The organism is Sphingobium sp. FG125 (assembly GCF_057809795.1).
The window spans coordinates 216,704-229,950 of the sequence record NZ_JBMDKQ010000002.1 but is presented as its reverse complement, the minus strand read 5'-3'; the positions used below and the strand labels follow the sequence as shown (position 1 = coordinate 229,950).

The following is a 13,247-nucleotide window of genomic DNA, read 5'->3' as shown; positions in this document are numbered from 1 at the left end:
TGGAGTGGTGCAATGAACGGCGTTGATCCCAGAACGCCCGTCCTGGTGGGAATCGCACAGCATACTGTGAAGCGCCAGGAACTTCCCGGGCCGGAACCGCTGTCGGCGTGGGAAATCGTCTGCCGGGATGCCATGTCCGATGCAGGGCTAGATGCTCGTACCCTGTCCGAAGTCGATGCCTTGCTCCTCACCGATTGCATGAGCTGGCGGTATGATGATCCCGCGGCACGATTGGCCGAGCGGCTGGGTGCATCGGCGTCGTTCCGCCATATTGGCCCGCCCAGCGGAACTTCCGGCCAGACGTTGGTCAATCTGGCGGCAAATCGGATCAGACGCGGCGAGGCCAGCGTCGCGCTTGTATGCGGCGGCGAAGCGCTCGCTTCATTGAGGGCGTATCGCAAGCAGGGCGAGCAGCCCGCGTGGAGCTTTCCGCATCCGGAAGGACCGGAGTTCGCCTTTGATCTGGACGAGCAACAGCATCCCGGCGAGGCAGCGATCGGCCTGACCGAAGGCGTGGGCGCGGTCTATAATTTCGCGCTGCGGGATATTGCCCGGCGCGCCCATCTGGGTATTGCGCCCGAAGACTATCGGCGGCAGCTGGGTCAGGCACTGGCCGGGATGACCGAGATCGCGGCGGCCAATCCCTCCGCTTGGTTCTCCCAAGCGCGCGAGGAGGATTTCCTGATCGAATCGCGTGCGGAGAACCGCCTTGTGGCTTATCCCTATACAAAGCACATGGTAGCCATGCTCGAGGTGGACATTTCCGCTGCCGTGATGCTTTGCAGCGAAGAATGGGCCGACAGTCACGGGATCGGACAGGAGAGGCGGGTCTATCCGTGGACAAGCTGCTATGCGGAAGATCCTGTCTATCTGGCCGTGCGCCGCAAAATCTGGTGTTCGCCCGCTATGGCGGCGGCCGGCGAGGCCGCGCTTTCGGCCGCAGGCATTACAATCGCGGATGTGAAGTATATCGACCTTTACAGCTGCTTTCCTTCGGCCGTGAACTTTGCGCGTGATGCGCTGGGCATCCCGGACCGGCCCGGAAATCGCATCACTGTCACCGGCGGGCTACCCTATGCCGGTGGACCGGGAAGCAGTTACATGCTTACCTCGATAGCCCGGATGGCCGCTTGCCTGAGAGCGGACCCAGCGGAGTTCGGGATGGTGAGTGGGGTGGGCATGATGATGTCCAACCATGTGTTCGCCACCTACTCGACCACGCCGCCCGGCTCTCATGTGCGACAGCCGGATCAATCGGCGATCCAGGCGGCGGTTGATCGTGAACCGACGTGCGTGATCGATGATGCCTATTCCGGGACAGCCAGGGTCGCGGCCTATACGGTGATGTACGATCGGGATGGCGCGGCGTCGCACGGTGCCGCGATATGTGATTTGCCCAATGATGCCCGATGTCATGTCCAAATCGTCGATCAGGATCTTCTCGCTCTGTTCGAAGATGAAGAGATGGTTGGTCGGAAGGTCGACGTCGTGGCTGGTGATCGCGTCGGCTCGATAGTCCGGGCGCACTGATCCGCGCGTCGAATGACTGGAAAACCAGCATCATGCTGAAGGACGCCAGTACCCAACGCAAGATTTACGACGAGCCTTTGTTTGGTTCAGCGGACACAGGAAAATAACAGGAGAGTATTGTGAACCCGGACCCTATTAAATTGCAGCTTCTGATTGATCGCGAAGAAATACGTGATGCCACGCTGCGTTACTCGCGCGGTCTCGATCGTCACGATACGGAATTGCTCGTCTCGGCCTATCATCCCGACGCGCGAGACGATCATGGCGGCTTTATCGGCAATCGTGAGGATTTCGCGCGCGCGAACAATGCCCTGCATGCCAAGAACTGGGTCCGTCATCAGCACCATATGACGAACCAGATCATCGAAGTGGACGGTGACTCCGCCCATTGCGAGTCCTACATCATCGTCAATCTCGTCAGGGCGGACGGTACTATCGACATGGCTGGAAGCCGCTATGTCGACAGGCTGGAAAAGCGCGACGATGTTTGGGCGATTACCGACCGAGTCTGCGTCCTCGAATGGGCGGGGGAACTCGCCGCTAGCAGCAACATCCCGCCGTTCGATCTGTTCATCCTCGGTCGCTGGGACAAGGACGATATATCCTATGCCCGGCCTTTGGTCGCCGATCGCCCTGTTCGCGATCTCTTCACGCCTAAAGATTGATAGTCGCGAAGCGGATGCCGGGGCGCGCTGAATGGCGACCCCCGGTGCCCGTCATCATCGATAGGAACGGGAGAGGAAATCATGAAATTCGCAACCTTCATTGATGCTCGGGATGCGGACCCACAAGTTTCTTGCGACTGGGTGGCCCAGACGTATCTTCCTTCGCTCCAGGCCAATGCGTCGAGCCTGCGCGGCGCCGTCTATCGGTTGTCACGGCCGTCCCCTGGCACCTTTTTCGACCAGTTTGATGATAGTATCGACGCAAACTTCGGCTGCTTCGATGTGTTGATCGAAAGTTGGTTCAGCTCTGCCGAAGATTTCCGCCGGGAAGTTCTACCTCTGGAGAAGCAACTCGCGCATAAGGGGCTGCGCTATGCAAGTTACCACGTCGTTCCACGCCTGATGCTGGATCCCCGCATTGCAGAAGCAGGACCGAACGGGGCACGGCCGGAAATCACCAGCGTCTGTGCGATCCGGTGGAACCCTGCCATTCCGAAAAAGGACGTATCTCGCCGTTACGAGCGGCACGCCGCCATTGCGCTCCGAGCGCAAACTGCGGTCACGAAATATGAGCAGAACATGGTGGAGGAAGTCATGTCCTGGTCGGAAGGCGTCGTCCCGATGGACGCCTATGCGGATTTTTCCCATGCAACGGTCGAAGCCTGCCGGACGGGTCTTCGTGCGTCGCTTGAGGAGCAACAAGACACGTCCAAATATGTGAATGTCGGTCGTTTCTCCTATTGTGGCGATGCACTGCCTTTGTCGGGCAACGTAACGCGCTAAGCGCCTCCAGCCTGTAAGGATCGCCGCCACTGCTGCTGGTGGTAGCGTGTCGCGGCGATGATGCTTTGGAAATTCAAAAGTCCGTGACGGTTCAGGCAGGACGGAACTGCGGCAATCGAAGGTCGCCCCTGTCCTCGAACATGACCTCCACGGCCATTCCGTTCTTGATCGTCGCGGGGTCGCAATCCAGGATGTTGCTCATCATCGTCGGCCCTTCCTCAAGTTCGACCAGTGCGATGCTGTATGGCGTGCGCGCCGACATCGACTCATAAGGGGCAGTGTGCACGACGGTGTGCGCTCTCACCCGGCCGTGACCGGTGCATTTGATCCACGAAAGATCGGTCGACCAGCATTTGGGACACCAGTTGCTGACGAAGCGAAAACGGTGGCCGCACGGATTGCAACTGCGCAGCCGCAGTTCACCCAGAGCCGTACCGTCCCAGAACAGCTGATTTGTCGGCGAAACGTCAGGGATTGGGCCATTGGTCATAGCGATTGCCCCAGGATCATCGTTGCGTGCTCGTACATCATGCCTCCGTATACATGGACCAGCGCCGTGCGAGCCTTGTCGAGCTGGTTGTCTCCGGCTTGCCCCATGACCTGCCGCGCAGCCTCGACGATCAGCGACATTCCCGATGACTCACCGGTGTGTCCGAACGACATGAGGCCTCCGTTGGTGTTGACCGGAAGGCTGCCGCCCGGATCGATCGCTCCACTGTGCACGAATGCACCCGATCGGCCCTCGTCGCACAAGCCGAGGTTTTCCAGAAGGATCAAAGGTGTGGCCGAAAAAGCATCATAGAGCATGGCCATGTCCAGTTCGTCCCTGCCAAGTCCGGCCTGGCGAAACGCCTCGTCACCGGTCCGGGTGGCCAGCGTGTCGATCAGCCTGTCGCCAGCCGCGCTCAAGGAGTTGTGGCTGTGAGCCTCGCCATAGCCCAGCAGGTACGCCGGCTGTGTCACCATGTCTCGGGCTTTGTCCGCTGTCGTTACCAGGATCGCGCCGCCACCATCACAAGGCACGGAGCAGTCGAGATAATGAAAGGGCTCGGCGATCATGCGCGATTCCAGCACGTCCTCAATCGTGATCGCGCCCTTGGAATGCATCAGCGCGCGGGGATTGCGCAGCGCCCATTGTCGCGCGGAAACCGCAACACGCGCGAGATCCTCGGACGTCGCGCCACGTTCGGTCATGAATCGCGACGCGATAAGCGCGTAAAGTGCCGGGATGAAAGGCCCGTACCCGATCTCGAAATCCGGCTCACTGATCATGCGCGCCATGACTTCCGCTCCGCCGCTTGCGGGTTTGGTAAACTTGCCGGCACCCAGGCACAGCACGCTGTCGGTGAGCCCGGAGCGGATGGCGCTGGCGGCGCGGTTCACCATTATGGCAAAGCTGGCGCCACCGGCGTTCAATGTTTCGGAGAATGACGGCGTCAGCCCGAGTTCGGCCCCGAATTTCTCGTGCGTGTAGATGTCGATTTCACCTACGCCCTGACCCGATGGTACGGTCAGCAAGCCCCCCACATCACTGGGTTTGATGCCCCATTGCTGGATCGCACTGATTGCCAGATGCCTGTATAGATCGTTTGGACCTAGATCGGGGAAACGACCGGGCTTCAATTCGAAGCTGGCGGCAATGGCGACACCCTGATTCATGTTCATCGAGCGTCGTCCTTCAGGGCTGAGCGGCGCGCCTTGGCTTCGGGCAATCCCCACTGGATCATGGCATCGATGCCGTCGCGGTCGATGGGCGCGGGTCCCCACTGGACCGCGGCTGGCGTTGCGGAAAAGCGCGGGGCAGGCGCCGGTTGCACCACCCCGTCAACGTCGATGAAGGTCTTTCGCGCTACGTTGTGGGGATGGTTGGGTGCCTCCTCCATGGACAGCACCGGCGCAAAACAGACGTCCGTGAACTCCATGATCTCGCACCATTCGTCGCGTGACTTGGTTCGCAGCACGTCTTGCAAGGCAGACTTCATTTCGGGCCAGTCCGCTTGCGACATCTGGGGTTTGTCCATTGTTGGACCCGCTCCGGTCTTTTCAAGCAGCAGGGCGTAGAACTGCGGCTCCATCGAACCGATCGAGATCCATTTGCCATCGGCGCACTCATAGACGTCATAGAAGGGTGCCGCGCCATCTAGCAGGTTCGATGCCCGTTCATCCTTCCAGTCGCCCGTCGCGAGCATGCCGTAGAAGATGGACATGAGATATGCTGTTCCATCGGTCATGGCGACATCCACGACTTGCCCCTGTCCGCTGGATCTTGCGTGCAACAATGCGGCCAGAACCCCGCTGATGAGGAACATCGCGCCTCCGCCATAATCCGAAGCCAGATTCAATGGAGGCACGGGCCGCTCCTTGGTGCCGATGGCATGTAACCCACCGGTCAGCGCAAGATAGTTGATGTCGTGTCCGGCCACCGCGGAATAGGGGCCGAACTGCCCCCATCCGGTCATGCGACCGTAAACGAGCCGCGGGTTGCGCGCGAGCGCGACGTCTGGCCCAAGGCCCAGCCGTTCCATGACACCAGGGCGGTTGCCTTCGAAAAGGATGTCAGCATTTTCGATAAGATCGAGGCACAGAGCGATTCCATCAGGCGATTTCAGGTCAACCATGATCGCCCTGCGTCCACGGGCGTCGATCTGGGTCGCCGGGGGGTCGCCAGCGCCAATGCGTTCTATGCGCAGCACGTCGGCACCCAGATCAGACAGGAATGTCCCGGCAAGCGGACCCGGACCGAGTCCAGCAAACTCCAGAACTTTGACTCCTACCAACGGTCCTGTCGCCATAATTCCTGTCCTTGCCTCATGTCCTTTAGTTCAGGTCGCTCTATGGCAAAAGCGTGGCCCCGCCATGGTCCTCTGGTGCAGTGTCGCTTGCCCGTAAAGCTGATGCGGCTGGCGGCTATGCTGGAGACAAACTCAGGGCTGCACTCCGGCGTATCGGCAAATGGACCGTCGCGATCGTCAAGCGATCCGATGTTGCAAAGCGCTTCGTGGTGCGCCCGCGCCGCTGGGTAGTGGCGCGAACACAGGCTTGGCCAAACCGCAAACGCCGCCTTGCCAAGGACTTTGAGCAGGCCATCGCACAAGCAACCGCATCGCTGTTCATTGCCTCTCGCATCGCAAGACCATGAAATATCATCGAATAAATATGAATCAGGCACATCGTCTGACCGGGTGTGTCGAAGGCCCATCCAGTGGAACGCCGTCATGTCGCAATGCAAGGGGTGAAATCGTCAAGCTGTTTTTCGAATCCTTCACCTGCAGAGTGCAGCGGTCACATCAGTAGGCAAGTCTTACAGAAAGATCGATCCTTCTTGTCTTGAAATGATAACAGAAGAAATCCCAGTGACACTCATGGTGTATGAAGATTGACGGTCTAGCGTACAGCCGCGAAGGATCGACGGCGTCAGGTTCACTTGCATTCGATAGGGCCGACGAAGGTTAGATTATGGAAGCTCGCAACATTATCCGCGTGTTTCCTTGTGCTTCAAAAAAAATTTCAAGGGGAGTTTACCATGTCTGGCACCAAAGAACCGTTCACTTTGACGTCGGCTTTGCGTGGAACGAGCGCAATCATAACATGCGTTGGTCTCGTCTCTGTCGCGCCAGCGGCCGCGCAGGGGGGAGGTACGCATGATGCGGTATCTGCCGGAGATATTGTTGTCACCGCGCGCAAGCGCGACGAAACCTCGCTTTCTGTGCCTGTGGTGGTCTCTGCAGTAGGTGGAGCAGAGCTTCAGCAGCGCGGCATCGCGTCGCTCGATGGTCTGGCCACCATCGTGCCGGCGCTGATGATCGGTAGCACCGGCGGGTCGGTTCAGGGCGGCAATGTGGTCATTCGTGGTCTTGCAGGTGCGGACTCAAATCCATTCGCGGACCAGGCAGTTTCATTCAACGTGGATGGCGTCCAGGTTGCGCGCGCCAATATACGCCGCATGGCGGAAATGGACACAGCCCAGATTGAGGTGCTCAAGGGGCCGCAGGCTCTGTTCTTCGGTAAAAACAGCCCCGGCGGCATCATTTCGATCCGCAGCGCCGACCCCACCGCCACATTCCAGGCAAAGGCTTCGCTTGGCTATGAATTCAATGCGCACGAACTGCGGGGCGAAGGATTTGTTTCCGGTCCGCTCACCGACACCCTTGGTGCGCGCCTTGCGATCTATGCATCGGGGATGCGTGGCTGGATGGACAATGAAGCCTCTGGAGCGACCGGCATCTATGCGCCCTACGCTCCCGATAGCAAGCATCTCCCGCGGTCGCGCGATTTCGCGACGCGGGGCACGTTGAAATGGGAACCCAGCGACCGGTTCAATGCGCGATTGAAGGTGTCGTACGCGCGTGTCAACGACACGGGCCTGCTGTCGAGCCAGGAGAAGATCGATTGCCCCGGCGGCGGACCGGCACAGGGCGGCGGTCCGGAGGACTGCAGGCCTAACGGACATATGGCAAGGCTAAACCTTGGCCCGGTGCTGGGTACACTGACTCCCGAATTTGGCAATGGCGAACCCTATTTCCGCCAGCGCCAGGTCCTCGTTTCGCACGAAATGAACTATGATCTGACCGACACGCTGTCGCTGACGTCCGTGACAGGCTATTATTGGTTGAAAGCGAGATATGCCGACGATTTCAATCTGGCATATGACCGCAATGCCGCCCTTGCCGCTACCATAGGCTTTGGGACCAGCGAGTTCACTGAGGAGCTACGCCTCACCAGCGACTTTGACGGCATGGTCAATTTCATGGTCGGTGGCTTTTACCAGAAGGCCAAGACTTATGCCGGGGCCGAGACTTTCATCGGCCTCGTCACGCCGAGGCAGATCAACAATTATTTCCTGCGCCAGAACGGAGAGGCGTTTTCCGTTTTCGGCCAAGCCATGGTCAAGCCCATCGATGTAGTCGAAATCAGCATCGGCGGTCGTTATTCCCATGAGAAGAAGGCGCTGCCGGTTGTCAATTCCGGACTCGGTTTGGGCGAGCCACCTGCGGTGCCGATCAATCCGCTCTTTCCGCGCAAGGATACATGGAACAACTTCTCGCCGGAATTCACGGTCAGCTATCGGCCTACCGACAAGCTCACCGTCTTCGCCTCCTACAAGAAGGGGTTCCTGTCTGGCGGTTTCAACTCGGGCGCTACGAACTTCAACAGCGACCTGCGCTTCGATCAACAGCTGATCAAAGGCTTCGAGGGCGGTATCAAAGCGTCACTCCTCGACGGGATGCTGCGGACCAATTTGTCGGCCTATTCCTACAAGGTCGGGGGCTTGCAGATCACGACGAGCGAAACGACCGACAACGGCAATATCCAGCGCGTCACCAATGCGGGCAAGGTCAGTGTAAAGGGCTTCGAATTCGACGCTACGCTGCGGACCCGCGTGGGCCTTACATTACGGGGCGCAGTCGCCTATAATGACGGCACCTACGACCGCTTCTCGATCGGTTGCTATCGCGGCCAGACGCAGGCGCTGGGATGCAATGCCGGGGCACCGTCCGCAGCGGGCATCTATTCGACGCAGAATCTCGATGGCGCTCGTCTGGTCAAGGCGCCGAAATGGACGGGCTCGGCCGGCGTGGGATACGAAACCACGATCAACGACACGCTGCGCTTCGGCGCCAATGTCGACACCAGCTTCTCGAGCGGCTATTTCTCGGATGCCACGAACAAGCCCGCCAGCTGGCAGGACAATTATGGCATGCTGGATGCGAACATCCGGCTCGCCACCGCTGACGATCGCTACGAAATCGCGCTGATCGGTCGCAATCTGACCGACAAATATTATGTGCAGCGCACGCTCGACTCGCCCCTCGGCGGGTCGGCGCCCGGCGGCTTGACAGGCGTGCTGGCGGACACGCAAGGATCGGTCAATCGCGGTCGGCAGATCATGCTGCGGCTGACGGCTCGCTATGGCGGCTGATGTGATGGGATGGCGGGGCTGGTTGACAGCCCCGCCATCCTATAACCCGCTCTGCTATGTTCGGTGTTTCAAAGTGCAGTGCGCGGGGAGGCAAAAGCCACTTCTTGTCCGCTGATTGCGGAAGGCTGGCTCGCGCACTAACTCTGACCCAAAGAGGCGGCGTTGCGGCCCGGATCATCGAGTGCTGATCGGAGTGGGCAATATGCGGCGTAGTGGATGCAATGCCTCGCTGGACAATGACGGAGTGATTGCGATGGAAAGTGTGAGCCGGGACGTACTTGAGCAGGAAGGCCGGGCGGGGGAGTGGCCCGAAGCGTCGAATGTCCTCGGCGACCTGCTCAAGGCGCGGTTCAGCTGCCGGGGCTACAAACCGGACCAGGTTCCGCGCGTCGTCATCGAACGTATGCTCGGTCTGGCCCAACTCAGCGCCTCCTGGTGCAATTCGCAGCCCTGGCAGACGATCGTCACAGAAGGGGCGGGAACGGAACGGTTCCGCAAGGCGCTGTACGATCATGCGGTCGCCGATCACGCCTCTAACGGCGGCGTTCCCCGCATGCAGCCCGATTTCGACTTTCCCACCGCCTATCGCGGCATATACAAGGATCGCCAGCGCGAAGTTGGCTGGCAGCTTTATGAAAGCGTCGGCGTGACCTATGGCGACCGTGTCGCATCAGGCAAGCAGGCCCTTGAGAATTATCGCTTTTTCGGCGCGCCGCACGTCATGGTGATCACGTCGGAACGGGATTTGGGGCCTTATGGCGCTATCGACTGCGGCCTGTACATGGGATCGATGCTGCTGGCGGCAGAAAGCCTGGGCCTGGGCATCATCCCGCAGGCGGCCCTGGCGACTTACACACCGCTGATGCACGAATATTTCGGCATTCCCGACAGCCGGATGATCGTGATGGGCGCCTCATTCGGTTATCCTGCGCCCGACCATCCCGCCAATAATTTCCGGTCAAAGCGTTCAGCACTGTCCGATGTCGTTCAGTGGGTTGACCAATGAGCGACAAAGACGTGCAGCCAAATGGCGATGACGGGACGTTGGCGCTGTCATCGATCGAGGCGATCGTCGATGACGCTCGCAATGGACGGATGTTCATACTGGTCGATGATGAAGATCGGGAAAATGAGGGCGATCTGATCATCCCGGGGCAGATGGCGACCCCGGACGCCATCAATTTCATGGCCAGATATGGGCGGGGCCTGATCTGCCTTGCGATAACCCGGCAGCGTGCTGAGCAGTTGCAGCTAGCCCTGCAGGCCACAGTCAATGAATCCCACCACGAAACGGCTTTCACCGTTTCGATCGAGGCGCGCGACGGGGTAACCACAGGCATTTCGGCGGCAGACAGGGCGCGCACCATCGCGGTGGCCATTGATGCGGGCAACGGCCATGAGGAAATCGTCTCGCCAGGTCATGTGTTTCCACTGGTTGCGCGGGATGGCGGCGTCCTTGTGCGGGCGGGGCATACAGAGGCGGCGGTCGATATTTCGCGTCTCGCGGGTCTCAATCCCTCTGGGGTCATTTGCGAGATCATGAACGCTGACGGCACCATGGCCCGCCTGCCCGATCTGCTGGCCGTGGCACGCGAACATGGATTGAAAGTGGGCACGATCCGATCTTTGATCGAATATCGCCGTAAACATGACCATCTGGTCGAGCGCCTGGCCGAAACTATGTTCCAGAGCGATTTCGGTGGAGATTGGAAGATTATCTCCTACCGCAACAAGATCAGTGGAGACGAGATTATGGTGCTGCAGAAGGGTAGTATCGACCCTTCGCGCCCCACTCTGGTCCGGATGCATAATCTGAACGTCTTCCAGGACACGCTGGGCGAAAGCGGCAGCCGGTCCGGCCTGCTGGGGCGCTCTATGCGAATGATCGGCGATGAAGGCAGCGGCCTCGTCGTGCTTATCAACCGCTTCACCCCTAATGTACTTTCGCAGGTGCTGCGCATGCGGGGCGGTTCGGGTTCGATCGCGGATCTGGGCAATTTGCGCGATTATGGCATCGGCGCACAGATACTCGCCGAAATTGGCGTCCGCGACATGGTGCTCCTAACTAACTCACATCAGCACCCGGTCGGTATTAGTGGCTATGGCTTGGCCATCGTGGCCGAACGCCCGATCGTTTGAAGGCATCCGCAGAACGGGCAGATCTCCTTGGATGCAGGTAGCTCTGGCCATTCTGACATGCGCGCTGACCGCCTGCCACTCGCCTGCGAAACGAAAAACGCACGGGCAAGAGCCAACTCCACAACGGCCGATCACGCTCTAGTTAAGGGACAGGATGAGATGGACATTGAAATCGTTGCCGAAGGCCTTTCCTTTCCTGAAGGACCTGTCTGGATGAAGGACGGTTCGATCATTCTCGTCGAAACGGGAGCTGGAAAACTGACCCGCATTCTACCCGACGGCTCCAAGGAAACCGTGGCCGAGTGCGGCGGTGGACCTAACGGCATCGCGGTCGGGCCGGATGGCATGCTTTATGTGTGTAATAATGGCGGAATGATCACCTATCAGCAGCATGGGCTGACCCTGACCACCGGCGAATGCCCCGAAGACTATGAAGGCGGCTGGATTGACCGTGTCGATCCGGTCAGCGGCAAGGTTGAACGGCTGTACAGCAGCTGCGACGGTCAGCGCCTTGCCGGTCCCAATGACATTGTGTTCGATTATGAAGGCAATATTTGGTTCAGCGACCTTGGCAAGTATGTCGGCAACGCGACGCTCAATGGCGGCATTTTTTTCGCCAAACCGGATGGATCGTTCATCACACGTGCGGTCGACCGTATCAATGTTAACGGCATCGGGCTCTCGCCTGACCGCAAAACCGTCTATGGTGCGCTATCGTTCGAATCGCTGCTGGTCGGGTTCGACATTGTGGGCGAAGGAAAGCTGGAGCCGATCGCGGGCCTCGGTTCGGGGCATGTGGTCGCGCAATTCGCGGCACGCCAGTTGCTCGATTCCCTGGCGGTGGACGAAGCGGGCCATATCTGTGTCGCGACATGCCTGAACGGCGCCGGGATCGGATCGGTCGATCCGGCGACGGGTGTGGTGACCAATTATCCTTTTCCCGATGTATTGACGACCAACATCTGCTTTGGCGGAGAGGATATGCAGGACGCATGGGTGACGATGTCGACGACCGGAAAGCTCGCGAAGGTCCGTTGGCCCCGTGCAGGATTGAAACTCGCCAACTACGCTTGATAAGTCGGCACCGGCGCATTGCTCGGCGGCGGATCTGCGGCCAGTATGGCATGTGCGCTATTCCGCGCATTTCGAGACAGCCTCTTATGGATATTGAAGTTGGTGCCAGCCTTTCCAAACCACCCGTGGGTAGTTGGAATCTTGGCATATCTGTCAGATGACGCGCGCCATTTCGCGACCGCTGGCTTGTAAAGTGCAAATTTATCGGCAAGGATTTCGTGCGTGTCTTCACCCGTTACGACAGGTTCGCCTGTAACTATCTGTCAGCAATCATACTCGCCACCGCCGTCGCCTTCTGGCTCTGATCGATTCGGAATCCTATCTACCCTTGAAGACCGGTGGCCGCTTATCGAGGGAGGCGCGTGCAGATTCCGCTAGGTCTTCGCTGATGAGGCACGCTTCGATTGCTCTCTCGCAGGCGTCAAGGTTGCGGTCAATTGGGTCTGCTAACAGGTAGTCAATCGCGACCCGAGTTGCGTAGATCGAGAGTGGTGCATTAGCGGCGATGGATTGTGCCAGCGAGATTGTATGGTCTTGCAGTTCGATGGCGGGGACGTGCTCGTCCACAAGGCCAATAGCATAGGCTTCAGCGGCCCCAAACTTGCGACCTGTGTACAGCATCAGCCGTGTGCGCGAAGGACCTATCAACTGTACCAGTCGCTGAAGGCCGGCGACATCATGGGCCAGGCCGCGCTTGGCTATAGGTATCGACAGGCTTGATTCATTCGCTGCAATGCGCAGATTGCATGCCGTGGCGATACTCACTCCGCCCCCCACGCAATGGCCGTGTATCATCGCGATCGTCGGCTTGTGCGCACGTTGTATGCTCTCCACCGCGCGACCGAGCACCGATGCAAAATCCGTGCTGCCTGCTGCACCGCCGCTGCTCACAATCTCATCGAGATCGCCGCCTGCACAAAATGCCTTGTTACCGGCACCCGCGATAATAATGACACGCACCGCCTCATCGGCTGCCAAATGGCTCACACCGTCTGCCAGAGCAACGGCCATTGAAATCGAGAGTGCATTCATACGCTTGGGATTGTCGATCCGAAGCCATCCTATGCTTCCTTCGATAGTGCAGTGGACGGCACGACCGTCATTATCGATAATTGCGCTCATAATAGCTCGCCTTT

11 protein-coding genes and 1 pseudogene are annotated in these 13,247 nt (G+C 59.2%); 8 read left to right on the top strand and 4 right to left on the bottom strand.

What is annotated here, in order from left to right:
• The first annotated feature begins 12 nt into the window (after window positions 1-12).
• From ACODSR_RS02770 to ACODSR_RS02760, 3 genes are all read left to right on the top strand, one after another.
• On the top strand, window positions 13-1,530 hold the full coding sequence (locus ACODSR_RS02770; RefSeq protein WP_489073532.1) for a beta-ketoacyl synthase N-terminal-like domain-containing protein: 1,518 nt from the start codon (window positions 13-15) through the stop codon (window positions 1,528-1,530).
• A gap of 119 nt (window positions 1,531-1,649) precedes the next feature.
• The gene (locus tag ACODSR_RS02765; protein WP_489073530.1) at window positions 1,650-2,195 is read left to right on the top strand and encodes a nuclear transport factor 2 family protein; all 546 of its coding nucleotides are present in this window, start codon (window positions 1,650-1,652) and stop codon (window positions 2,193-2,195) included.
• Window positions 2,196-2,276: 81 nt separating this feature from the next.
• Entirely contained in the window at window positions 2,277-2,978 is a 702-nt protein-coding gene (locus ACODSR_RS02760) for a hypothetical protein (protein ID WP_489073528.1), read from the top strand.
• A gap of 91 nt (window positions 2,979-3,069) precedes the next feature.
• Here the strand turns inward: ACODSR_RS02760 and ACODSR_RS02755 are convergent, their stop codons facing one another.
• Genes ACODSR_RS02755 through ACODSR_RS02745 form a run of 3 tightly spaced genes read right to left on the bottom strand, consistent with a single transcriptional unit; the run spans window position 3,070 to window position 5,770 of the window.
• Window positions 3,070-3,468, bottom strand: coding sequence for a Zn-ribbon domain-containing OB-fold protein (locus ACODSR_RS02755; RefSeq protein WP_489073526.1), 399 nt, complete (start codon window positions 3,466-3,468; stop codon window positions 3,070-3,072).
• Complete coding sequence (locus tag ACODSR_RS02750) at window positions 3,465-4,643, bottom strand: thiolase family protein (RefSeq protein WP_489073524.1); 1,179 nt, start codon at window positions 4,641-4,643, stop codon at window positions 3,465-3,467. Before ACODSR_RS02750 ends, ACODSR_RS02755 begins: the two co-directional genes overlap by 4 nt.
• Window positions 4,640-5,770, bottom strand: coding sequence for a CaiB/BaiF CoA transferase family protein (locus tag ACODSR_RS02745; protein WP_489073522.1), 1,131 nt, complete (start codon window positions 5,768-5,770; stop codon window positions 4,640-4,642). The genes ACODSR_RS02750 and ACODSR_RS02745 overlap by 4 nt, the downstream gene beginning before the upstream one ends.
• A 104-nt stretch (window positions 5,771-5,874) precedes the next feature.
• On the opposite strand from ACODSR_RS02745, the pseudogene ACODSR_RS02740 reads away from it, so the two are divergent.
• The 5 genes and pseudogenes from ACODSR_RS02740 to ACODSR_RS02720 form a co-directional block, all read left to right on the top strand.
• A pseudogene (locus ACODSR_RS02740) lies at window positions 5,875-6,117 on the top strand (IS5/IS1182 family transposase); the annotation flags it as partial.
• Between the two features lie 285 nt (window positions 6,118-6,402).
• Entirely contained in the window at window positions 6,403-8,898 is a 2,496-nt protein-coding gene (locus ACODSR_RS02735; protein WP_489073521.1) for a TonB-dependent receptor, read from the top strand.
• 202 nt (window positions 8,899-9,100) lie between these two features.
• Window positions 9,101-9,904: a nitroreductase gene (locus tag ACODSR_RS02730; RefSeq protein ID WP_224550950.1), complete on the top strand. Its 804-nt coding sequence runs from the start codon at window positions 9,101-9,103 to the stop codon at window positions 9,902-9,904.
• Window positions 9,901-11,037, top strand: coding sequence for a 3,4-dihydroxy-2-butanone-4-phosphate synthase (gene ribB / locus ACODSR_RS02725; protein ID WP_489073518.1), 1,137 nt, complete (start codon window positions 9,901-9,903; stop codon window positions 11,035-11,037). Before ACODSR_RS02730 ends, ribB begins: the two co-directional genes overlap by 4 nt.
• A gap of 57 nt (window positions 11,038-11,094) precedes the next feature.
• Window positions 11,095-12,111, top strand: a complete 1,017-nt coding sequence (locus tag ACODSR_RS02720; protein WP_489073516.1) for an SMP-30/gluconolactonase/LRE family protein — start codon at window positions 11,095-11,097, stop codon at window positions 12,109-12,111.
• 318 nt (window positions 12,112-12,429) lie between these two features.
• Here ACODSR_RS02720 and ACODSR_RS02715 read toward each other — a convergent pair whose 3' ends face one another.
• Window positions 12,430-13,233 (bottom strand): enoyl-CoA hydratase/isomerase family protein, encoded by an 804-nt coding sequence (locus ACODSR_RS02715; RefSeq protein WP_489073514.1) that lies wholly within the window; start codon window positions 13,231-13,233, stop codon window positions 12,430-12,432.
• Window positions 13,234-13,247 lie beyond the last annotated feature (14 nt).

What these genes read in the sequence shown, in the direction of transcription:
- ACODSR_RS02720 (WP_489073516.1), top strand. Translation starts at nt 11,095, where the DNA reads ATGCGCGCTGACCGCCTGCCACTCGCCTGCGAAACGAAAAACGCACGG.
- ACODSR_RS02715 (WP_489073514.1), bottom strand. Translation starts at nt 13,233, where the DNA reads ATGAGCGCAATTATCGATAATGACGGTCGTGCCGTCCACTGCACTATC.
- ACODSR_RS02770 (WP_489073532.1), top strand. Translation starts at nt 13, where the DNA reads ATGAACGGCGTTGATCCCAGAACGCCCGTCCTGGTGGGAATCGCACAG.
- ribB (WP_489073518.1), top strand. Translation starts at nt 9,901, where the DNA reads ATGAGCGACAAAGACGTGCAGCCAAATGGCGATGACGGGACGTTGGCG.
- ACODSR_RS02745 (WP_489073522.1), bottom strand. Translation starts at nt 5,770, where the DNA reads ATGGCGACAGGACCGTTGGTAGGAGTCAAAGTTCTGGAGTTTGCTGGA.
- ACODSR_RS02755 (WP_489073526.1), bottom strand. Translation starts at nt 3,468, where the DNA reads ATGACCAATGGCCCAATCCCTGACGTTTCGCCGACAAATCAGCTGTTC.
- ACODSR_RS02760 (WP_489073528.1), top strand. Translation starts at nt 2,277, where the DNA reads ATGAAATTCGCAACCTTCATTGATGCTCGGGATGCGGACCCACAAGTT.
- ACODSR_RS02730 (WP_224550950.1), top strand. Translation starts at nt 9,101, where the DNA reads ATGCGGCGTAGTGGATGCAATGCCTCGCTGGACAATGACGGAGTGATT.
- ACODSR_RS02750 (WP_489073524.1), bottom strand. Translation starts at nt 4,643, where the DNA reads ATGAACATGAATCAGGGTGTCGCCATTGCCGCCAGCTTCGAATTGAAG.